Source organism: Pricia antarctica (assembly GCF_900101815.1).
GTDB lineage: Bacteria > Bacteroidota > Bacteroidia > Flavobacteriales > Flavobacteriaceae > Pricia > Pricia antarctica.
Map to the genome: position 1 here is coordinate 378,498 of NZ_FNAO01000007.1, position 21,156 is coordinate 399,653.

At 44.6% G+C, this 21,156-nt stretch carries 15 protein-coding genes; 6 read left to right on the forward strand and 9 right to left on the reverse strand.

The annotated features are described in order from the left end of the window. Nucleotides 1-72 precede the first annotated feature (72 nt). Complete coding sequence (locus tag BLT07_RS15315; RefSeq protein WP_175455347.1) at nucleotides 73-342, forward strand: hypothetical protein; 270 nt, start codon at nucleotides 73-75, stop codon at nucleotides 340-342. Between the two features lie 268 nt (nucleotides 343-610). Here BLT07_RS15315 and BLT07_RS15320 read toward each other — a convergent pair whose 3' ends face one another. From BLT07_RS15320 to gcvT, 4 genes are all read right to left on the reverse strand, one after another. After that, nucleotides 611-1,321, reverse strand: coding sequence for a YebC/PmpR family DNA-binding transcriptional regulator (locus BLT07_RS15320; protein ID WP_091871091.1), 711 nt, complete (start codon nucleotides 1,319-1,321; stop codon nucleotides 611-613). A gap of 211 nt (nucleotides 1,322-1,532) precedes the next feature. Continuing rightward, nucleotides 1,533-1,820: a 4a-hydroxytetrahydrobiopterin dehydratase gene (locus tag BLT07_RS15325; RefSeq protein WP_091870885.1), complete on the reverse strand. Its 288-nt coding sequence runs from the start codon at nucleotides 1,818-1,820 to the stop codon at nucleotides 1,533-1,535. A 251-nt stretch (nucleotides 1,821-2,071) separates the two neighbouring features. Further along, the gene (locus BLT07_RS15330) at nucleotides 2,072-2,920 is read right to left on the reverse strand and encodes a sugar nucleotide-binding protein (RefSeq protein WP_091870890.1); all 849 of its coding nucleotides are present in this window, start codon (nucleotides 2,918-2,920) and stop codon (nucleotides 2,072-2,074) included. 9 nt (nucleotides 2,921-2,929) lie between these two features. Further along, a complete protein-coding gene (gcvT, locus tag BLT07_RS15335) occupies nucleotides 2,930-4,015 on the reverse strand; it encodes a glycine cleavage system aminomethyltransferase GcvT (protein ID WP_091870894.1) in 1,086 nt (361 codons plus the stop codon). A 181-nt stretch (nucleotides 4,016-4,196) separates the two neighbouring features. Here gcvT and BLT07_RS15340 point away from each other — a divergent pair, with 181 nt between their 5' ends. Beyond that, nucleotides 4,197-5,813 carry an aminopeptidase P N-terminal domain-containing protein gene (locus tag BLT07_RS15340; protein WP_091870898.1) on the forward strand — a complete coding sequence of 539 codons (1,617 nt, stop codon included), beginning with the start codon at nucleotides 4,197-4,199 and terminating at the stop codon, nucleotides 5,811-5,813. A gap of 112 nt (nucleotides 5,814-5,925) precedes the next feature. On the opposite strand, the gene thrC is transcribed toward BLT07_RS15340, so the two are convergent. The 3 genes from thrC to thrA all read right to left on the reverse strand — a co-directional run bounded on the left by thrC (nucleotide 5,926) and on the right by thrA (nucleotide 10,858). Beyond that, nucleotides 5,926-7,224, reverse strand: coding sequence for a threonine synthase (gene thrC, locus BLT07_RS15345; protein WP_091870902.1), 1,299 nt, complete (start codon nucleotides 7,222-7,224; stop codon nucleotides 5,926-5,928). Between the two features lie 140 nt (nucleotides 7,225-7,364). Continuing rightward, nucleotides 7,365-8,285 (reverse strand): homoserine kinase, encoded by a 921-nt coding sequence (locus BLT07_RS15350; protein ID WP_091870907.1) that lies wholly within the window; start codon nucleotides 8,283-8,285, stop codon nucleotides 7,365-7,367. A gap of 128 nt (nucleotides 8,286-8,413) precedes the next feature. Next, nucleotides 8,414-10,858: a bifunctional aspartate kinase/homoserine dehydrogenase I gene (thrA, locus tag BLT07_RS15355; RefSeq protein ID WP_091870911.1), complete on the reverse strand. Its 2,445-nt coding sequence runs from the start codon at nucleotides 10,856-10,858 to the stop codon at nucleotides 8,414-8,416. 351 nt (nucleotides 10,859-11,209) lie between these two features. Here thrA and BLT07_RS15360 point away from each other — a divergent pair, with 351 nt between their 5' ends. Then, nucleotides 11,210-12,751: an NAD(P)H-hydrate dehydratase gene (locus BLT07_RS15360; RefSeq protein WP_091870915.1), complete on the forward strand. Its 1,542-nt coding sequence runs from the start codon at nucleotides 11,210-11,212 to the stop codon at nucleotides 12,749-12,751. A gap of 459 nt (nucleotides 12,752-13,210) precedes the next feature. Further along, nucleotides 13,211-13,729 carry an ATP-binding protein gene (locus BLT07_RS15365; RefSeq protein ID WP_091870918.1) on the forward strand — a complete coding sequence of 173 codons (519 nt, stop codon included), beginning with the start codon at nucleotides 13,211-13,213 and terminating at the stop codon, nucleotides 13,727-13,729. Here the strand turns inward: BLT07_RS15365 and BLT07_RS15370 are convergent. Together BLT07_RS15370 and BLT07_RS15375 are read right to left on the reverse strand one after the other, a co-directional pair. Continuing rightward, the gene (locus tag BLT07_RS15370) at nucleotides 13,657-14,052 is read right to left on the reverse strand and encodes an STAS/SEC14 domain-containing protein (protein WP_091870921.1); all 396 of its coding nucleotides are present in this window, start codon (nucleotides 14,050-14,052) and stop codon (nucleotides 13,657-13,659) included. The genes BLT07_RS15365 and BLT07_RS15370 overlap by 73 nt on opposite strands. A 263-nt stretch (nucleotides 14,053-14,315) precedes the next feature. Continuing rightward, on the reverse strand, nucleotides 14,316-16,865 hold the full coding sequence (locus BLT07_RS15375) for an ATP-dependent Clp protease ATP-binding subunit (RefSeq protein WP_091870924.1): 2,550 nt from the start codon (nucleotides 16,863-16,865) through the stop codon (nucleotides 14,316-14,318). Between the two features lie 326 nt (nucleotides 16,866-17,191). Between BLT07_RS15375 and gyrA the strand changes: the two genes are divergently transcribed. Further along, on the forward strand, nucleotides 17,192-19,744 hold the full coding sequence (gene gyrA, locus BLT07_RS15380; RefSeq protein ID WP_091870927.1) for a DNA gyrase subunit A: 2,553 nt from the start codon (nucleotides 17,192-17,194) through the stop codon (nucleotides 19,742-19,744). Between the two features lie 100 nt (nucleotides 19,745-19,844). After that, nucleotides 19,845-21,143 carry a tetratricopeptide repeat protein gene (locus tag BLT07_RS15385; RefSeq protein WP_091870933.1) on the forward strand — a complete coding sequence of 433 codons (1,299 nt, stop codon included), beginning with the start codon at nucleotides 19,845-19,847 and terminating at the stop codon, nucleotides 21,141-21,143. Nucleotides 21,144-21,156 lie beyond the last annotated feature (13 nt).

The window sequence follows — 21,156 nt, forward strand, 5'->3', positions numbered from 1 at the left end:
CGCTGCCTGGACAATTCTGTCCGGGCAGCGTTTTTTATTGGGCCTGTTTATATCGGTAAAATTAGTAATCCCTTGCTCGTGAGTATGCAGGTATGTGTAGCTGGTCCTTCTACCACTTTGGGTAATCCGATTGATGTTGCCTATGATTCCGAAACGGATGCTATTTATATTTCGGAGGTCGGAAACGGAAAAGTTTTGGGTTATACTGCCATTGGCGATGGGGGAGATTTGGCCCCATCCTATAGTCAAGATTTAATGGCCGCCTCTTCTATCTATTTTTCCAGTGACGAAACCGAGGGAAACAGGGGAACCGAAAGCGTGGCGCAGCAGACCTTGCTGTAAACTACCCTTATTACCAACGGCAACGTTGCGCCGACGGTTCACACGGATCTGATGTCCGCATCTTCGATTTATCTTTACAATAATTAATACCCATTACCTGCTGACCGGAAAGCCCAATATCTTTTTTTAGAAAATGGGATTTTTTTATGGGATTTTCTACTAGGTTCGTTTGAATGCAATCATGGACCGGCTTCTTTTTTGATTTCAAAAACCAAAAACCCCTTGATTTCCGTTCAGTTTTAATGAGCTCTAATAGGATTTTCTTTGGTTACTCTTCCATTGAATGATAGACATTCTGCACATCATCGTCTTCTTCAATTTTTTCAAGAAGTTTTTCGACATCTTCTTGATCAGCTTCCGAAAGGGCTTTGGTGACTTGCGGGATACGTTCAAATCCTGAAGATAGAATTTCCAAGTTACGGTTCTCCAGTTCTTTTTGGATGTCGCCAAAACTTTCGAAGGGGGCGTAGATTAAAATTCCATCATCGTCGACGAAAACTTCCTCAGCCCCGAAATCGATCATTTCAAGCTCTAGTTCCTCTGCGTCGATACCTTCTGCAGGAATCCGGAAATTACAAGTATGGTCGAACATAAATTCCACAGACCCGGAGGTACCCAGACTGCCATCACATTTATTAAAATAACTGCGAATGTTGGCTACGGTACGGGTATTGTTGTCCGTAGCGGTCTCGATTAAAATGGCAATGCCGTGCGGGGCATAGCCTTCGAATAGCACTTCTTTGAAGTCGCCAAGACTTTTATCAGAGGCCCGTTTGATGGCCCTATCGATATTGTCTTTGGGCATGTTGACGGACTTTGCGTTCTGGATAACGGCCCTAAGCCTAGAATTGGCGTCCGGATCAGGTCCACCTTCCTTGACGGCCATAACGATATCCTTCCCAATACGTGTAAAGGCTTTGGACATCGCCGCCCAGCGTTTCATTTTTCGTGCCTTTCGAAATTCAAAAGCTCTTCCCATAATTTCGCTACTTTTTAATCGCTTAGGATTGAATTCCCCAATTCTATGATTAAAACAGGTTTGTTTCGAGTAGTATTTACTGACGGCAAATTTAATAAAAATGCGAACTGTAGCAAGTACCAAAAAAATTCCAAGAACTAAAATCCAATTTCCTTTAAATTTGGTATTTGGTACTTGGAATTTATCAGTCAATTACTACCGCCAACAAACTCTAATCCGAGTCAATTATTCCCTCGATACTTTGGGCCAATTTGAAATCCTTCTCGGTAACTCCTTCGGCATCATGTGTGCTGAGGCTAATAGTTAGGGTATTGTAAACGTTGCTCCAATCGGGATGGTGGCCCTGAGCCTCGCATTCGAAGGCGATTCGGGTCATGACCGAAAAAGCTTCCTTAAAATTCTCGAATTGAAAGGAAGTCTCAATGGCGCCGTCGACATATTCCCATCCCTTTAGTTTTTCCAATTTTTTTTCGATGTCTTTTTCTGATAATTTTTTCATAAATAAAGTTTATTTTTTGTCAAACTAAATATACGGGTTTAGGTACGTATTGACGGTTTGCAAATCAAACTAATTTTGACGGAATCGATGAATAATTCGAAATTTGTTTTTGAAAGTACTATTCAGAACAACCTCTCTCAGCCGATGCCTAGCGGCGCAAGGTAAGCTAAAGCGGTGGTCAAGCGTCACGGAGGATTGCTAAGTACGGTTTTATAAATTGGAATTTGGTCGCGAAATTTCGGGGGAATTTTCTATCTATTTACATGATGGTCAATAACTTCCTGGTAACCCACCTGTAGGTTTTTGGGCAATTTGTTGTCTTTGGGAAGTACGGCCAAATAGCGATCTTCGTTCGTTGTATAAACCCTTTTGTAAATGGGGTTGAAGTTGCCGATGCGCTCGACCACTTCCTTGATAAAATCTTCGTGATGTACTAAATCTTTACTTCCCAAATGATAGATGCCCGTTTTATTCCGGTTGATGAGATAGTGGATTTGTTGGGTCAGCTTATCGTCGCTGGTTACATTAAATATCAGGTTGGGAAAAACCTCTATGGGCTCGTTTTCCCAAATGAACTTTTTAATTTCCTTGATGCGGGGAGAACCGTTACCGAAAACCATGGGTACCCTCAGAATCCCCATTTTCTCTTGAGGAAGCCTGAGCAACATGTTCTCGATCTTGATTTTTAAGCGTCCGTAAACGCTCTCGGAAAGGGTCTTCTCATATTCATACGAAGGATACTTGCGGTAGGCATCAAAAACATTGGCCGACGAAAGAAAATAAAGCACACAATCATTTTGTGATATATATTCCACAACATGTTGATGTGCCTGTATCTGGGCGGCAAAATTACCCCTTAGGGCGGAGATGATACAATGTGGTCGGACTTTTTCCAATATTCGGAATATATCGTCCTCCTCCATATTATATCGGAAGAATTGACGATTGTCTTCATAGGACTTCCGTGCCGAAAAATAGGTGCCATAGGTGTCGAAATACTTACAGAGTTCTTTGTAAATGGCGTTCCCCAAAAAACCACTTCCCCCTAAAATTAGAATCCTTTTGTTTCCTTCGTCTTTCTTTCGCCTTTCTTTCGCCATAGAGATTGATTATCTTTTGTAAAAAGGAAGTTTTACAACGGTCGCGGGTACCGTATTTTTTCGAATTTGGATATGGATTTTGGTGTCCGGTTTCGATAGGTTTGATGGCACATAGCCCATTCCGATTCCTTTGTTAAGTGAAGGCGACATGGTACCGGAGGTGACTACCCCGATTTTCTTGCCCTGCTCGTCAACGATATCGTAGCCCTGGCGTGGTATGCCCCGTTCGTCAAGCTCAAAACCAATAAGCTTTTGGTCGGCACCCTTTTCCTTTTCTTTGGCCAAGGCATCACTGTTCACAAAATCTTTGGTGAATTTGGTGATCCAACCCAGACCTGCTTCAAAAGGGGAGGTTTTATCGTCGATATCATTTCCATAAAGACAATATCCCATTTCTAGGCGCAGCGTATCCCTGGCACCCAATCCAATGGGTTTAATATCGAAATCGGCTCCTGCCTCAAACACTTTATCCCAAATCTGCTGGACTTCGGTGTTCTTGCAATAGATTTCAAATCCCCCTGAACCCGTGTATCCCGTAGCGGATATAATCACGTAATCGATTCCTGCAAAATCGGCAACTACCAAATTATAGAAGTTAATAGCTTCCAAATCCACGGAAGTCAGGGATTGCATCGCTTTGATAGCTTTCGGACCTTGAATGGCCAATAGTGAAAATCCTTCGGAAATGTTTCGCATATCCGCAGCTATGTCCTCGTTGTATTTTGAAATATGCGTCCAATCTTTATCGATATTCGAGGCGTTGACCACCAAAAGATAGGTTTCATCTTTTATCCGATAAACGATCAGATCGTCGACAATTCCCCCGGTTTCGTTGGGCAGATAGCTGTATTGGGCTTTTCCGACTGTCAATTTAGAAGCGTCGTTCGAGGTCACCTTTTGAATCAATTCCAATGCTTTTGGTCCCTCGATCAAAAATTCCCCCATATGCGAAACGTCGAAAACCCCGACGCCTTTGCGTACCGTTTCATGTTCGGCATTGACGCCTTCGTAGGAAACGGGCATATTATATCCTGCAAAGGGTACCATTTTTGCGCCAAGGGCGATATGGGTATCGGTAAGGGCCGTGTTTTTCATTTTTAAAAAGTTTAGAAGTTTGGTTATTTTAAATCACTTATCAATGTCTACCGCAACTGCTACTGCCCACTGAAATGCAAAGCTATCGAAATATTTAGGGATAGTAAATTGCTTGTTGTTATGTTTTGCACAATATTTGTGTACTCTAGGGAACTAGTATCAACTTAAAAATGAATTGACCATGCCAAGAATCGTTTTTTGTTTTGTAGTTATGCTGTTCACTTTTGCGCACACAGACGCTCAAGATATGCCAACGGATTACCTGTCCGCCGATTTCCACAAAGGTCGAAGGGAACTCGTTCGCGAGATGATGCCCGCGAACAGTGTGGCCGTATTTTTTGCCAATGCCGAGCGCAACCGGGCCAATGATGTGGACTATATTTACCACCAAGACCCCAATTTTTATTATTTGACGGGATACCGGGAACCAAATGCCGTACTGCTTATTTTCTCAGAAAACCAAAATAGTGGCGACGGTACCGCGTTCAATGAAGTTCTGTATGTACAGGAACGAAATCCAAGGGCGGAACAGTGGAATGGCAAACGGCTCGGCGTCGAAGGCACAAAGTCCAGATTAGGTTTTGAAATGGTTTTTAACGGAAGCGAATTTTCAAAGGCATCAACGAATTTCAAAAACTTCGATTCGGTGCTGTTTTTTGATTTTGAGAACGATTATCGCAATACCGGAGACGAGGCCGATCTTTTCAACCTTATAAAGCATTTTAAGAAAAAAACCAATTATCCCTCGGATTATGATCCCGCTAAACAGCGCTTGTATGCTATGATAAAATCCACCGAGATTGAAAACAGCGCCAATGTGGCCCAAATTTTGGGACGCTATCTCAGCAGGGACGAGGCTCTTAAAGAAGATGAGCTTTTAAGTGGATTCGTAAACGCTTCCGATAATACATTACGCAGCGAGATAAAGGATAAGGTTGCTCTACATTTGAGTGCGAATAACCTGAACTCGGCAAGGCTCGGGGAAATAATGGCCACGTTGCGTGAGACGAAAACCGATGAAGAAATGGTATTGCTCAAAAAGGCCATCGAGATATCTGCAGTGGGCCAGGTCGAGGTAATGAAAGCCATGCATCCGAATATGTCCGAAACCGAAATTCAGGGTGTGCATGAATATGTCTACAAAAAATATGGAGCTGAATACGAAGGTTATCCCTCCATCGTCGGTGGGGGTAATAATGGCTGCATCCTGCACTATATAGAAAACAATAAACCTAAAGTTGGAAACGACTTGGTGCTGATGGATTTGGGCGCGGAGTACCGCGGTTACACCGCCGATGTTACCCGTACAATTCCCGCTAATGGCAAGTTCAGCAAAGAACAAAAGCAGATTTATGATATCGTTTACGAAGCCCAAGAAGCGGGAATAAAGGCAAGCGTGGTCGGTGCGGCTTTTCAGGCTCCGGGCCAAGCAGCGAGCAAAGTAGTCACCGAAGGATTAATCCAATTGGGCATAATTTCAAAGGATCAGGAGGCAAGAACCTACTTTCCCCACGGTACTTCACATTATTTGGGATTGGATGTTCATGATCAAGGTACTTATCAGGTGTTCAGACCGAACACGGTAATTACTGTAGAACCTGGTATTTACATTCCCGAAGGCAGCGATTGCGACAAGAAATGGTGGGGCATCGCCGTACGGATCGAAGATGATATTCAGATTACCGCGGACGGTCCCGTCAATCTATCGGCCATGGCACCGCGAACGACGGAAGCCATAGAAAAAATGATGGCCAAGCCCAGTCCGTTGGATGATTTTGAACTGCCGGAATTGGATTGACCGGAATTGGATTGAATGGTAGTGGGATTCTCAAAAGGTCGGCTCTACCGGACAACAACCCAAACCATTTTCGTTTTTTTGACTACCTATACTGAATAACCGTTAAGAGATTTTAACTCTCGTCCAATAGAAACTCCTTCAGCTCCCCATAATTTTTTATCGGGATGGATTTTTTCACCCTATGCATTACCTGTTCGATTTGCGGCGGGATTTTGAGGGTTGCCCCGATAGTTTCCACCACCACATCCAAAAACTTTACAGGGTGCGCGGTTTCCAAAAAGATGCCATAGGTATCCGGATGGCTTTCCCTATATTTTTTTAAGCCGAGATAGCCAACGGCCCCATGAGGGTCGGAGATATAGCCGCTAGTCTTGTAGATTTTTAGGATAGCGTTCCGCGTTTCTTCATCCGTGAATGCAAAAGAGGAAAGATTCTTTTTCAAGGCCACATAATCATCGGTATACAAATGTCGGATACGGATAAAATTGCTTGGATCTCCAACATCCATAGCGTTGGAAATGGTCGCTGTAGAAGGTTTCGGATTGTATTTTCCGGTTAGCATGAATTCGGGAACGGTATCGTTCACATTGGTGGCGGCCACAAAATGTTTGACGGGCATGCCCAAGCGTTGGGCGACCATACCGGCACAGATGTTCCCGAAATTCCCGCTTGGAATGGAAAAGACTATCTCTTTTGCTTTGGATTTAACGGCCTTATAGGCAAAAAGAAAATAGAACATTTGCGGCAGCCATCTTGCCACGTTAATCGAGTTGGCCGAGGTGAGCTGCATTGCCGCCAGTAGCTCTTCATCCAAAAAGGCGGTCTTGACCATTTTTTGGCAGTCGTCGAAAGTACCGTCCACTTGCAAGGCGGTAATATTTTTCCCCAAAGTGGTGAGCTGTCGTTCCTGGATATCGCTCACTTTTCCACTGGGGTAGAGTATGACCACCTTTACGCCGTCAACCCCTAAAAAGCCGTTGGCCACAGCACCGCCAGTATCTCCGGAAGTAGCCACCAGTACGGTTACTTCTGATTTTTTTCCACGGGAAAAATAGCTAAGGCATTGTGCCATGAACCGCGCGCCCACATCCTTAAATGCCATAGTGGGACCGTGGAAAAGTTCAAGCGTAGCCACCTTATCCTCTATTTCGACGACCGGAAAGTCAAAGTCCAACACTTCCTGTAAAATATCCTTTAGAACTGAATCGGGAATATCGGCTGAAACAAATTGCCGAATGGCCTGAAGAGCGATTTCATGGTGTGATAAATTCTGGATATCCGTAAAGAACGAATCGGGTAGGGGAGTGATACTTTCGGGGAAATATAATCCCTTATCAGGAGCAATACCTTGGATAACGGCATCTTTAAAGGATACGTCGGGAGCTTTTTTGTTAAGGCTGTAATAGTTCAATGGTTCGATTTTAAAACCTGCCCCTCTGGCAAGCGGGTTTATGAATTTGATGCTTTGAAAAAGGCGGATGTAGGATTCACGATTTTTTTAAAAGCTATCATCTTTTAGAAAAAGCAGCGTTTTTTTCATGGTGGCTTCCTTTACAGTGCACGAACGCCGTCGACATTCACCTTTGAAACATGCACGTCATAATCTATCCCGATTTTTTTATAGACTTCCTTCATAGCACCTGCAACCTTTTTGGCTGTCTCTTCTCCTTTGCTAAACGCAAAAATCGATGGCCCAGAACCCGAAATGCCACATCCGAGCGCCCCGGCTTCCAAGGAAACGGATTTAACCTTATCAAACCCGGGAATCAAAATGGAGCGGATGGGTTCTACAATATGATCGATCAGGGAACGGCCGATGAGGTCGTAATCCTCGGTAAAGAGTCCCGCTACCAATCCGCCGAGGTTTCCCCATTGTTTTATGCCATCGGCCAAGGTGATATTCGTCTTCAATATTTTTCGGGAATCGGAGGTTCGTATTTCGATTTGAGGATGTATCACCGTAGCCCACAATTGCGGGGGACTTGGAATCGCAACAATATCCAACGGATGATAACTGCGTACCAACGTAAAACCCCCGAATAGGGCAGGAGCGACGTTATCGGCATGGGCGACCCCGCTGGCCAGTCGCTCGCCTTCCATGGCAAATTTTACCAATTGGAGTTTTGAAAACGGCCGGCCGAGTAGTTCGTTCATGGCCCAAACGGCACCTGTAGAACTGGCCGCGCTACTACCTATACCGCTACCTGCCTTGATTTTTTTGTGGATTTCTATTTCGAATCCGCCTTCATAATCGCTTTCGGCCAATAATGCCAGTCCGGCTACACCGGCCACGTTCATATGGGTTTCAATGGGCAGGTCCTGGCCGGTCAATTTTGTAATACGGATACCTTTCTGGTCGACTTTCCGGATAATCATTTCGTCACCGACGCTTTCCAATGCTACGCCAAGCACATCAAACCCGCAGGAAATATTGGCTATTGTGGCGGGACAAAAAACACTAATATTTTTCATTTTGGTTGTAATTGCGAGCGGAGCAAAGCAATCTATTCAGCATTCTAAGATGTGTAAGAAATAGCCGCGCCGCTCTTAAAATTTTTCGGCCATTTCAACCCTGCCGTTCGCTCCTCGCGAACGCATTGTTAAAAATTACCGATTCGAATAATATCCGCAAATATCCCCGAAGCGGTTACATCCGCACCCGCACCCGCGCCTTTAATAATCATCGGTTGATTCGGGTAGCGTTCGGTATAGAACAGCACAATATTATCACTTCCTTCGAGATTGTAAAAATCGTGGCCTTTGGGAATCTGCTGTAAGCCGACGCTCGCTTTCCCATCTTCGAATTGGGCCACATACTTTAATTTGCTATCCGCTTTTTGGGCATCCGTATATAATTTTTGAAAACCGGTTTCGTGCGTCTTAAGGGAAGCGAAGAAATCTTCATTATTGTCAGTATCAAGGCTTTCTTTCGGTAAGAAGGGTTTGTTCTTGATATCGGAAATGTCAAGTTTATTCCCGCTTTCTCTCGCCAAGATCAAGATTTTGCGCATCACGTCGATTCCACTAAGGTCGATTTTGGGATCGGGCTCGGTATACCCTTCCGCTTTCGCCTGTTCCACCACGTCGTGAAAGGTAGTATTTTCGTTAAAATTGTTGAACACGAAATTGAGACTTCCGGATAGTACGGCCTGGATTTTAAGAACCTTATCCCCCGAAGCTATCAAATGCTTCAAAGTGTCGATAATCGGCAACCCCGCACCCACGTTAGTTTCGAAGAGGAAAGGGGCGTTGTAAGTTCGCGCCAGATCTTTCAAGCTTTTGTAATTCTCATAGTTCGATGAGCACGCAATTTTATTACAGGTGACGACCGAAATACTGTTCCCCAGATACGAGTGATAGGTCGATGCTACTTCGTCGCTGGCCGTATTGTCCACAAAAATGGAATTCCTGTAATTGAGGTTTTGCACCGTTTCGAAAAATCCTACTTTGTCCGCCTTTTGACCTTGGGCCAATACGGATTCCCAATCTTTTAGCGGGATGCCATTTTCGTCAAATACCATGGTGCGGGAGTTCGATATGCCGATGACCCGAATGTTCAGTTTTAGGTTTTCCTTTAAAAACTTGCGCTGTTGCCGTACCTGCTCCAAGAATTTGGCGCCTACATTGCCAACACCCATGACAAAAAGGTTGAGCTGTTTGATGTTTTCCTCGAAAAATTCCTCATGAAGGGCGTTCAGGGCTTTTTTTACATCACTTTTTATGATAACTGCGGAAATGTTCCGTTCCGAAGCCCCTTGAGCGATTGCCCTGATATTTACATTGTTACGTCCCAAAGTACTGAACATCTTGCCGCTCAGGCCTTGATGGTGTTTCATGTTATCACCTACAAGCGCGATAATGGCCAGATCGATTTCGGCGATGGTTGATTTTATTTTTCCGCGTTCGATTTCATACTCAAAAGCCGTGTTGACCACATCTACCGCATGATGTACATCGTCTGCCGAAATTCCGACGCAAATGGAATGTTCGGAAGACGCTTGGGTGATAAAGACGACGCTGATTTCGGCTTGGGAAAGTACTTCGAAAAAACGTTTCGAAATTCCCGGGATACCTACCATTCCGGGACCTTCTAAAGACAGCAGCGCCATATTGCCCACATGGGTAATGCCCCTAACGGTCTTTCCTTTTTCGTTCTTGTTCTTTGTAATCAGGGTGCCGGCATCTTCAGGCGCCAAGGTGTTTTTGATATGGATGGAGATCCCTTTCGCCAAAACGGGCTGTATGGTCGGAGGATACAATACCTTAGCGCCAAAATGGGATAGTTCCATGGCCTCTTCGTAGGATATATGCGGAATCGCCTTGGCCTGTTTGACCAGTTTTGGATTGGCAGTGAACATGCCGCTGACATCCGTCCAAATTTCGAGAACCTCGGCATCGATTGCAGCCGCCACTATGGCAGCGGTATAGTCGGAACCGCCCCTTCCCAAAGTGGTAGAGCTTCCATTTTCCGAAGAAGCGATAAAGCCTGGCATTACGATAACTTTGTTCGGTACCTCGGAAAAATAAGTAGCACAGTTGGTATTGGTTCGTTCGAAATGAACACTCGCCTTTCCGGTGCTATCACCGGTCTTTATGAGTTCCCGGCTATCCTTGTAAACGACATCCATCTGTTCCTGCAAAAAGAACTCGCTAATGATATAGGAAGACAAAAGTTCGCCGTAACTCACGATTTTATCGGATAGTTTGGGCGTAATTTCTCCGATCAGATAGGCGCCTTCCAACAAGGTTTCCAAGGTGTTGATATCACTTTTTACCTTGCTCAAGACCTGGCTCTGATCCTTTATGGAAATCAGCTCCTTGATCGTGGCCAAGTGCCGGTCCTCTATTTCCTTTAAAACTGTTTTATAATCCCTGTTTTGAACGGAGGCTAATAGCGCGGCATGCAAAAGCTGATCGGTAACCCCACCAAAGGCGGAAACAACGACAATGATTTTATCCGCAACCGTATGAGCTACGATATTTTTGACCAAGCTTATATTTTGGGCGTTGGCAACGGATGTGCCCCCGAATTTTAAGACTTTCATGATAAGGGTAGTATTAACGAGTGATTTGGGAAAGCGCGCTGTAAATTGCCAAAAGTGTAGAATTTTTTTTGGTTATCCCAAGGGGATGAACCGGCCAATGGAAAGGGTGTACGCATTATAAAATGGGATATAGTCTAGTTTTATGTCCGTTCAAGCTAAAAACATACGGTTTCGAAAGCTTCAAAAGTAGTATTTTTAGGCGCTTAATCAAATTTTTTCTATTCCGTTATTGGGTTTCCGGGTTATTCAGATTTAGGGTTGGCCGAATAGGGAACTTAGTTGTCAATAACCTAAATAGTGACAGCAAAGAGATTCTTACTTTTACAGGGATGACAACAAAATAGCATTTTTATGAAAATATTCTCCGCCGAACAAATATACGCCGCTGATAAAGCCACTATAAAAAAACAGGATATCACGAGCGATGCGCTGATGGAACGGGCCGCAACGCAGTTGTTCAACTGGTTGCACCTGCGATTGCAGGGCGACCAGGTCAAGATCCATCTGTTCTGTGGTATCGGAAACAATGGCGGCGATGGCCTGGCATTGGCGCGGCAGCTTCAGGAACACGGCTATACTTGTACGGTCTACGTGGTCAATTACAGCAAAAAACGCTCCGATGATTTTTTGACCAATCTCAAACGTTTGAAGGATCGAGAGGTGTGGCCCGAATTTCTGGAGGAAGGCGATGACCTGCCCGAAATCGGTCGGGAGGATATTCTAGTCGATGCCATTTTCGGATTGGGACTGAACCGTCCGCCAGACGATTGGGTCGTCGAAATATTCGAACATCTGCACCGCTCGGATGCTTTTACGCTTTCGGTGGATATTCCATCGGGATTATTTACGGATAAAGTGCCTGCCGATGAAAAAGCGGTCGTTAAGGCGAACCATACCCTAAGCTTTCAAGTACCTAAATTAATCTTCTTCCTCCCTCAAACAGGAATCTACACCGAACAATGGGAACTATTGGATATCGGTTTGGATACGGAATTTTTGATGAACACGGAGACGGATTATGAACTCATCGGGAAGAACGAGGTGCTATCCTATTACATTCCAAGAGAAAAATTTTCGCATAAAGGCACCTATGGCCATAGTTTGATTATTGGTGGTAGCTATGGAAAAATTGGTGCGGTTCATTTGGCTGCTAAAGCCTGTTTGCATACGGGAAGTGGACTGGTCACCGTCTATGTGCCACAATGCGGATATATTCCATTACAGACCAATTTTCCCGAAGCTATGGTTATTACGGATGTGGATGAAAGACACATTTCGAACATTGATTTTGATATTTCCCCTACCGTGATTGGCATAGGCATGGGTATGGGCAAGGATAAAAAAACGGTAAAGGCTTTTATCGATTTTTTGAATAGCAATGATACGCCTTTAGTGGTCGATGCCGATGCGTTGAACATTCTCTCTGAAAGCAAGGAACTTCTAAAGAAACTACCTTCTCAAACTGTTTTGACCCCACATCCCAAAGAACTCGAACGCCTGATCGGAAAATGGGACGGTGATTTCGAAAAATTGGAGATGGCCAAAGCCTTCTCTAAAATGTATGATTGTGTACTGGTCATTAAAGGCGCTAATACCATTACTGTTTACGATGGAAAAGGCTATGTGAATACTACTGGCAACCCCGGAATGGCAACGGGCGGCACCGGCGATGTGCTTACGGGGATGATTACCGGACTTGTTGCCCAAGGTTATGAACCTTTGCGAGCCTCTATTATCGGGGTGTATCTGCACGGTCGGGCAGGTGATATTGAGGTGGAAAAGACAGGTTATCAAGCGTTGACGGCCTCTAGCGTCATTGAAGGGATTGGGCGCGCGTTTTTAGATTTGTTTGCGGTGAATGAAGAACTGAAGTCAGGAAGGGAACAGTCCTAATCAAGCACACTCAAAACTTTCTTTCTCTACCTAGGCATCATCTATTAATTTATTGGTCATTTCTATACTACATTCTAAATATCCATATTCAAGATTATTTGCCACCAACGGTTTTCTAAAGCTACCATAGTTGCATTGAACTCCTTCAGAGGTATTGTTTGCTACCGAGAATATTGGCTTTTGAGGTCAGATGAAGTCATTGTTTAACAGCATAACAGGGCTCCGGTTTTCAAAATGAGGAGATAGGACCTGAAAATGTGATATTCGTAGGTGAAAGGAAAAGTCCAAATTAGTTCATTATTCTCTTTTCTTTGGCCCCCAGCTATTTTAATTCGATTCCGCATAAAACACAGCTATAAGATTCAAAACACATTTCGTGGTTTCGAAAGTCTGATTTAGGTTTTGGAAACGAGCATTAGTTGTGGTAACTTACTGACATCATAATTCAATTGTAAAACTATGTCTACGTTCAACGTCAATGCAGACTTAGTTCCCCTCTTCCGTGGATTGGTAATCGGTTTACAGCCATTCGCCAATGCCCAACAGGTCGCCCTGTACTTTAATGCGGACGTCCGGCATTTGCATGCCTCTTATAACTCTGCTGACGCACTTTCTAACATAACGGCCCTGTTAACCCGTATCATCACCTTTACCCCTCAATCGTATTCCGTTACTGTGTCCATTGGCACTTGCAGCGATACCATAGATGGTTGTATGCTGACCATCGAAAATACGGGAGTAGACCTTTCACGGGTTGTTGAAATCGTATCGACGGTTAGCGATGGTCTTCGTTTGGAAAAAGTAAATAGAGGTACCCGTTTTGTCATTGAAATACCCGTAATGTACGAGGCTGCGCCGGTAAAAATTCAGACCGGAAACGGAGCGCAACAGAACAATAATCACTTCTATTTAACCCGCCTTTTAACCCAAGCCAACGCATTATCGTATTCAATAAAAAACTTCATAGGTTTCTTATAGAACAGCTTTTCGATCTTAAAGTTGTGCATATCGATTTCCTTGACGGAAACGATGGCGAAGGCCTTTAGGTTTTCGAGTTGCCGTAGATAGGTGTAGATGGTAGGATCGACGGCGTAGGAATTTTTGCGTAGGCTGATAAAACCAAAATTTTTATTTCTGAAATGTATTTCAGAGATACCGATAATTTGGTAGGCTCTTTCTAAAGTAAGGGTGGCGTCTTCTTCAAAAAGCGATACCATATAATTCTCATAAACCTGAATTTTTCCGATCTCTAAATCATACTCCCTAACGATAACTCTCTTCTTCGGCCGTTCCACTTTCATTATATATAAATTATAGTGTTCTAAATGCTCTGCCACGAAAGTAGTAGTAAGCAGTGCATTCGGATAAAATACTAGACTAAAAGCGAAAATATCGTTTGTACTGCTAATAAGTGGGGCTTACGGTATCGATTTTCGTTTTATCCCACCTTTGGTCATTAAAAAAAGGAGCCAAATTAATGACTCCTTTGGTATTATAGTTTGAAAATATTTCCGCTTTGGAAACAGTAACTTTTTTCTCTAAAACTTGCGTATTTTGCTATTACCTACTCCGTTTTAGAGGATTCCTCCGCCTTTTTAATCTCAATGGTAAGCTCCTCACTTTTCTCGTCAAGGTCCATGTTGATGGTATCGCCTTCCTGGAGTTTGGAATTTACGATTTCCTCGGCCAGCGCATCTTCGATATATTTCTGGATGGCCCGTTTTAGCGGTCTCGCACCATACTGCTTGTCAAAGCCTTTTTCGGCGATGTAATCTTTGGCCTTGTCGCTTAGCTTCAAATCGTAACCGATATCCTTGATCCTTGCAAAAAGTTTACGGAGCTCGATATCGATGATTTTATGGATATCTTCCCGTTCGAGGGGATTGAATACCACAACGTCGTCTATACGGTTCAAAAACTCTGGGGCGAAAGCCTTTTTAAGTGCGCCCTCGATGACACTCTTCTGATGGGTATCTTCTTGTGCTTTCATCGCCGAGGTACCGAAACCGACACCTTGTCCAAAATCCTTCAATTTGCGGGCCCCGATGTTCGAGGTCATAATGATGATGGAGTTTCGGAAATCTATTTTTCTTCCCAAACTATCGGTCAGATAGCCGTCGTCAAGTACCTGTAAAAGCATGTTGAATACGTCGGGATGCGCTTTTTCGACCTCGTCTAGCAATATGACGGAATACGGTTTGCGCCGCACTTTTTCGGTCAATTGACCTCCTTCTTCGTAACCTACGTATCCCGGAGGTGCACCGACCAATCGCGAAATGGCAAATTTTTCCATGTATTCGCTCATATCGATACGTATGAGCGCATCTTCGGAATCAAAGAGTTCTTTGGCCAATACTTTCGCCAATTGGGTCTTACCGACACCGGTCTGTCCTAAAAATATAAAAGACCCAATAGGTTTATTGGGATCTTTAAGTCCCGCGCGATTTCGCTGAATAGCTTTCGCAACCTTCGCTACCGCTTCGTCTTGACCGATAACATTAGCTTTAATGAGCTTAGGAAGTTCAGCCAGCTTATTGCTCTCGGCCTGTGCGATACGGTTTACGGGTATACCGCTCATCATCGAAACCACATCGGCGACGTTGTCTTCGCTAACGGTCTCTTTATGCTGCTTGCTGTCCTCTTCCCATTGTTCTTGTGCCAAAGCAAGGTCTTTTTCCAACCTCTTTTCATCGTCCCGCAATTTGGCGGCCTCTTCGTACTTCTGTTTTTTGACCACGGAGTTTTTCAGCTCCCGAACGTCTTCCAGCTTTTTCTCCAGTTCCAAGATCTGTTTGGGTACATCCATATTTACGATATGTACGCGCGAACCGGCTTCGTCAAGGGCATCGATGGCCTTGTCAGGAAGAAAACGGTCGGTCATATACCGGTTCGTCAATTTAACGCAGGCAATGATGGCCTCGTCGGTATATTGGACATTATGGTGGTCTTCGTATTTTTGTTTGATATTTTGGAGGATTTCAATGGTTTCCTCTACCGTGGTAGGCTCTACGATCACTTTTTGAAAACGACGTTCCAAGGCACCGTCCTTTTCGATATACTGTCGGTATTCATCTAAGGTAGTTGCCCCGATACATTGGATTTCGCCCCGTGCCAAGGCCGGTTTGAACATATTGGAGGCATCAAGGCTTCCCGTGGCGCCCCCTGCACCGACAATGGTATGGATTTCGTCAATAAATAGGATAACATCGTTGTTCTTTTCCAATTCGTTCATCACGGCTTTCATCCGCTCCTCGAACTGGCCCCGGTATTTCGTACCGGCTACCAAGGATGCCAGATCCAAAGTGACCACCCTTTTATTGTACAGAATGCGGGATACTTTTTTATTGATGATCCGCAATGCGAGACCTTCGGCGATGGCACTTTTGCCCACACCGGGTTCCCCGATCAATAACGGATTGTTCTTTTTTCTCCTGCTCAGAATCTGGGAAACGCGTTCGATTTCCTTCTCCCTTCCTACGACCGGATCCAAACGGTTTTCTTCGGCCATTTGGGTGAGGTCGCGCCCGAAGTTGTCAAGTACGGGGGTCTTGGATTTCTTATTTCCTTTTTGGCCCGTAGTAGAACCAAAAGCTCCTTCTTTGCCGTCGTTGTCGTCGCTATCACTGGGAAAGGATTCCGCAGTAGGCGAATCGATTATATTGTCGTCGCTTGTGATCATAAATTTGAATTGTTCTTTGACGCCATCATAGTCCACTTTCAATTTGTGCAGTAATTTGGTCGTGGGGTCGTTCTCGTTGCGCAAAATACAAAGCAGTAGATGGGCGGTGTTTATCGAAGAGCTCTGAAAAAGTTTGGCCTCTAAAAAAGTGGTTTTTAACGCACGTTCTGCCTGCCGGGTCAGGTGCAGGTTCTTTTTATCCTTTTGAATGGTATTGGGGTTGGGGTTGGAAGGACTGAGGATTTCCACTTTTCTTCGCAAATGGTCCAAATCGACCTCTAAGGCATCCAAAATACTGATAGCCTTCCCGTTACCATCCCGCAAGAGGCCCAGCATTAAATGCTCGGTTCCTATAAAATCGTGTCCGAGACGTAGTGCTTCCTCTTTGCTATATGCAATTACATCCTTTACTCTTGGTGAGAAATTATCATCCATAAATAGTATCCTTTCGTCAGTATTACGTCTTCCAAATACATCCCCAAACTTCTCGGAAATCCTTTGGTATGCGTATAAAATTAATAAAACTCTACCAATCTAACGCAAATAGTGTTCCTATTATTAGCCAAAGGGGCTCGAAATGTCAAAAAAACCATTGAAACGCTAGGTAGTTCAGTAATTTAAACGCCAAGGAAGTTATTCTCAAATAGTGTTGATAAATTGTTCATTAATGTGGATGAAAACTGCTTTGAAGGCCGTGATTTTGCGTATATTGGCGTGTTTTTCAAAGAAGGATTATTTAACCAAATATTTAGGAAGTAAACATGGCGGAAGGTGAAAAATTGATCCCGATCAATATCGATGATGAAATGAAATCGGCCTACATCGACTATTCGATGTCGGTCATTGTGTCACGTGCCCTGCCCGATGTCAGGGATGGCTTAAAACCGGTACACCGAAGAGTTTTGTACGGGATGCATGAATTGGGGGTTCGCTCGTCGAGTGCCCACAAAAAATCGGCCCGTATCGTAGGGGAGGTATTAGGTAAATATCATCCTCATGGCGATACCTCGGTCTACGATTCGATGGTGCGAATGGCGCAGGAGTGGAGTTTGCGATATATGTTGGTAGACGGCCAAGGAAATTTCGGTTCCGTAGATGGCGATAGTCCCGCCGCAATGAGGTACACCGAAGCTCGAATGCGTAAAATAGCAGATGAGATGCTGGCCGATATCGACAAGGATACGGTCGACCACCAGCTTAACTTCGACGATTCTTTGGAAGAGCCGACCGTACTACCGGCCCGAGTGCCCAATCTATTGATTAACGGGGCGTCAGGTATTGCGGTGGGTATGGCAACGAACATGCCACCCCATAACCTATCCGAAGTGATCGACGGCACTGTTGCATATATCGAGAACAATGATATCGAGATCGACGAACTTATTACACACATCAAAGCACCTGATTTTCCGACAGGCGGTACCATTTATGGGTATGGCGGCGTGAAAGAGGCCTTTCATACCGGTCGCGGCCGGGTCAAGATCAGGGCCAAGGCCAATATTGAAGAAGTACAGGGAAAGGAGTGTATCATCGTGACCGAAATTCCCTATCAGGTCAACAAGGCCGATATGATCAAAAAGACGGCGGACCTGGTCAACGAGAAAAAAATCGAAGGTATTTCTACCATTCGTGACGAATCGGACAGAAATGGTATGCGCATCGTTTATATATTGAAACGTGATGCCATTCCGAACATTGTGCTCAACACCTTATATAAGTATACCGCATTACAATCTTCTTTTAGCGTCAACAATATTGCCTTGGTCAACGGCCGGCCGCAGTTGCTGAACGTAAAGGAAATGATCCATTACTTTGTCGAACATCGGCATGAGGTGGTCGTTCGCCGTACGAAATACGAACTTAAAAAAGCCGAGGATAGGGCGCATATCTTAGAAGGCCTTATCATTGCCTCGGACAATATTGACGAGGTTATCGCCATCATCAGGGCTTCTTCAAACGCCGATGAGGCTCGGGAAAAACTGGTGGAGCGCTTCAAGCTGAGTGAAATTCAGGCCAAGGCCATTGTTGAGATGCGCCTACGTCAGCTGACCGGGCTGGAACAGGATAAACTGCGGGCCGAATTTGACGAGATTATATTGACCATAGCCGATCTGAAGGACATTCTCGACAAAAAAGAGCGAAGAATGCAGATCATCAAGGACGAGCTCTTGGAGATCAAGGAAAAATATGGCGACGAACGTCGATCCGAGATCAACTTGGCCGGTGGAGACCTCAGTATCGAGGATATGATTCCCGACGAGCAGGTCGTCATCACCATTTCACATGCAGGCTACATTAAAAGAACACCGCTGTCGGAATACAAGACACAGAATAGGGGCGGGGTAGGCCAAAAAGCATCCTCTACACGAAACGAGGATTTCTTGGAGTACCTGTTCGTGGGTACCAACCACCAATACATGCTGTTCTTTACCCAAAAAGGCAAGTGCTTCTGGATGCGGGTCTACGAGATTCCAGAAGGCAGCCGAACATCTAAAGGAAGGGCAATACAGAACCTGATCAATATCGAACAGGACGATAACGTTAAGGCCTTTATCTGTACCCAAGATCTGAAGGACGAAGAATACGTGAACAGTCATTATGTCATCATGGCAACCAAAATGGGTGTGGTGAAAAAGACTTCTTTGGAACAATATTCACGGCCACGCCAAAATGGTATCAATGCCATTGGGATACGTGATGAGGATGAGCTTTTAGAGGCAAAATTGACAACAGGTACCAGCCAGATATTTCTCGGACTCAAATCGGGCAAGGCCATACGTTTTGAGGAGGGCAAGACCCGACCGATGGGAAGAAATGCATCCGGGGTAAGAGGCATCCGCCTGGCGAACGATAAAGATGAGGTCATCGGCATGGTCTCCGTACACGATTTTGAAGAGGATATTCTCGTAGTTTCCGAAAACGGATACGGTAAGCGATCGAGCATTGACGATTATCGCATCACCAACAGGGGCGGTAAGGGTGTTAAGACAATTTCCATCACCAAAAAGACCGGCGGATTGGTCGCCATCAAGAACGTTTCCGATTCCGATGACCTGATGATTATCAACAAATCGGGAATCGCCATCCGGATGGGTGTCGAAGATCTTCGAGTCATGGGCCGGGCCACGCAAGGCGTGCGGTTGATCAACTTAAAGGACAATGATTCCATTGCTGCCGTTGCCAAGGTCATGAAGGACGAAGATGAGCTTGAAGATTCCGATATAAAGGATATCGAGGTGAGTCCCGATGAGGTAGCTCCCGATACTAATGGCACGGACCTTGATACGGATGCTACCGATGAGGTCAAAGAATAGTGCAATACCATTATGGTATTTCCATAAAAATTGTATTTTGCGACCAGAATCGGAGAATTTTGTTACCTCCAAATTAATCACTAATTAAATCTATACGAAAATGAAAACTAGATTTTTAATATTTGCAATGCTGTGTTTTTCCATAGTCGGATTTGCGCAGAAAAAAGAAATGAAAAACGCTGAAAAAGCACTTGAAGACGGCAATGCAGCGGAAGCAAAAAATCTCTTGCAAAGCGTTGAAGGGGCGATAGCCGGGGAAGACGCTAAAGATCAGGCCGAATATTACCTGATAAAGGGCAAAACCTATGCTAAATTAGCTAAAGACGGGGACAATAGTGCCTTTGACGAAGCCCTCACCTCGTTGCAAAAGGTAAGCACAATTGAGGAGAAGAGTGGAAAGGCCAAATTTAGCGACGAGGCTAAGCAACATTTACAGGCTATGACAGCGGACTTAGTGAATTCAGCCGTTGAGGACAATGGGAACAAAAAGTTCAAGGAAGCTGCCGATAAGCTCTATACCAGCTATAAGATAAGTCCCCAGGACACCTCTTATCTTTATTATGCAGCAAGTAGTGCCGTAAACGGAGGTCATTATGAGCAGGCATTGAAATTTTATGAAGAACTACAGGAAGTAGGTTACGATGGTAGCGGAACAATATATAAGGCGACCAACGTTGAGACCGGTGAGGTAGAGGAAATGGACAAGACCCAACGCGACCTTATGGTCAAATCGGGTACCTATAAAGACCCACAAGATGAAAAAGCTCCTTCAAAAAAAGCGGAAATTGTTAAAAATACCGCGTTGATATACACGCAATTGGGTCAGGACGATAAAGCTTTGGAAGCATATAAAACCGCAAGGGAGAGCAATCCCGAAGATGTCAACCTTATTCTTAACGAAGCCAACTTATATTATAAAATGGACGATAAGGAAAAGTTTAAAGAACTCATGGCGGAAGCTACAGCAATGGCACCCGATAATCCCGACCTGCAATATAATATCGGAGTTATCAATATGGAGCAAGGCAATTTGGAGGCTGCCCGCGAGTCTTACAAGAAAACGTTGGAAATCGATCCAGGCTATACCAATGCTCAGTTGAACCTTTCTACAACTTATGTGAACGAAGGCAACGCCTTGATCGACGACATGAACGCTTTGGGCAATTCAAAGGCCGACATTGCGAAATATGATGAATTAAAGCAGCAAAAAGACGATTTGTTCATGGAAGGTGCCACCGTTTTAGAAGACGCCTTAAAAACGAATCCCGGGAACCAAGGCATTCTTACACAGCTCAAAAATATTTACGGTGCCATGGGGGATAACGACAACTTTATGCGCCTGAAAAAATTATTGGAGGATGCAGGAGGCCAATCCGAAGACACCAACGAAGGCCAATAACTCGCTTCGCTGT

Bases quoted from the DNA above. Each gene is read 5' to 3' on its own strand.
- BLT07_RS15320 (WP_091871091.1), bottom strand. From the start codon at position 1,321: ATGGGAAGAGCTTTTGAATTTCGAAAGGCACGAAAAATGAAACGCTGG.
- BLT07_RS15325 (WP_091870885.1), bottom strand. From the start codon at position 1,820: ATGAAAAAATTATCAGAAAAAGACATCGAAAAAAAATTGGAAAAACTA.
- BLT07_RS15330 (WP_091870890.1), bottom strand. From the start codon at position 2,920: ATGGCGAAAGAAAGGCGAAAGAAAGACGAAGGAAACAAAAGGATTCTA.
- gcvT (WP_091870894.1), bottom strand. From the start codon at position 4,015: ATGAAAAACACGGCCCTTACCGATACCCATATCGCCCTTGGCGCAAAA.
- BLT07_RS15340 (WP_091870898.1), top strand. From the start codon at position 4,197: ATGCCAAGAATCGTTTTTTGTTTTGTAGTTATGCTGTTCACTTTTGCG.
- BLT07_RS15350 (WP_091870907.1), bottom strand. From the start codon at position 8,285: ATGAAAAATATTAGTGTTTTTTGTCCCGCCACAATAGCCAATATTTCC.
- thrA (WP_091870911.1), bottom strand. From the start codon at position 10,858: ATGAAAGTCTTAAAATTCGGGGGCACATCCGTTGCCAACGCCCAAAAT.
- BLT07_RS15360 (WP_091870915.1), top strand. From the start codon at position 11,210: ATGAAAATATTCTCCGCCGAACAAATATACGCCGCTGATAAAGCCACT.
- BLT07_RS15365 (WP_091870918.1), top strand. From the start codon at position 13,211: ATGTCTACGTTCAACGTCAATGCAGACTTAGTTCCCCTCTTCCGTGGA.
- BLT07_RS15370 (WP_091870921.1), bottom strand. From the start codon at position 14,052: ATGAAAGTGGAACGGCCGAAGAAGAGAGTTATCGTTAGGGAGTATGAT.
- BLT07_RS15375 (WP_091870924.1), bottom strand. From the start codon at position 16,865: ATGGATGATAATTTCTCACCAAGAGTAAAGGATGTAATTGCATATAGC.
- gyrA (WP_091870927.1), top strand. From the start codon at position 17,192: ATGGCGGAAGGTGAAAAATTGATCCCGATCAATATCGATGATGAAATG.
- BLT07_RS15385 (WP_091870933.1), top strand. From the start codon at position 19,845: ATGAAAACTAGATTTTTAATATTTGCAATGCTGTGTTTTTCCATAGTC.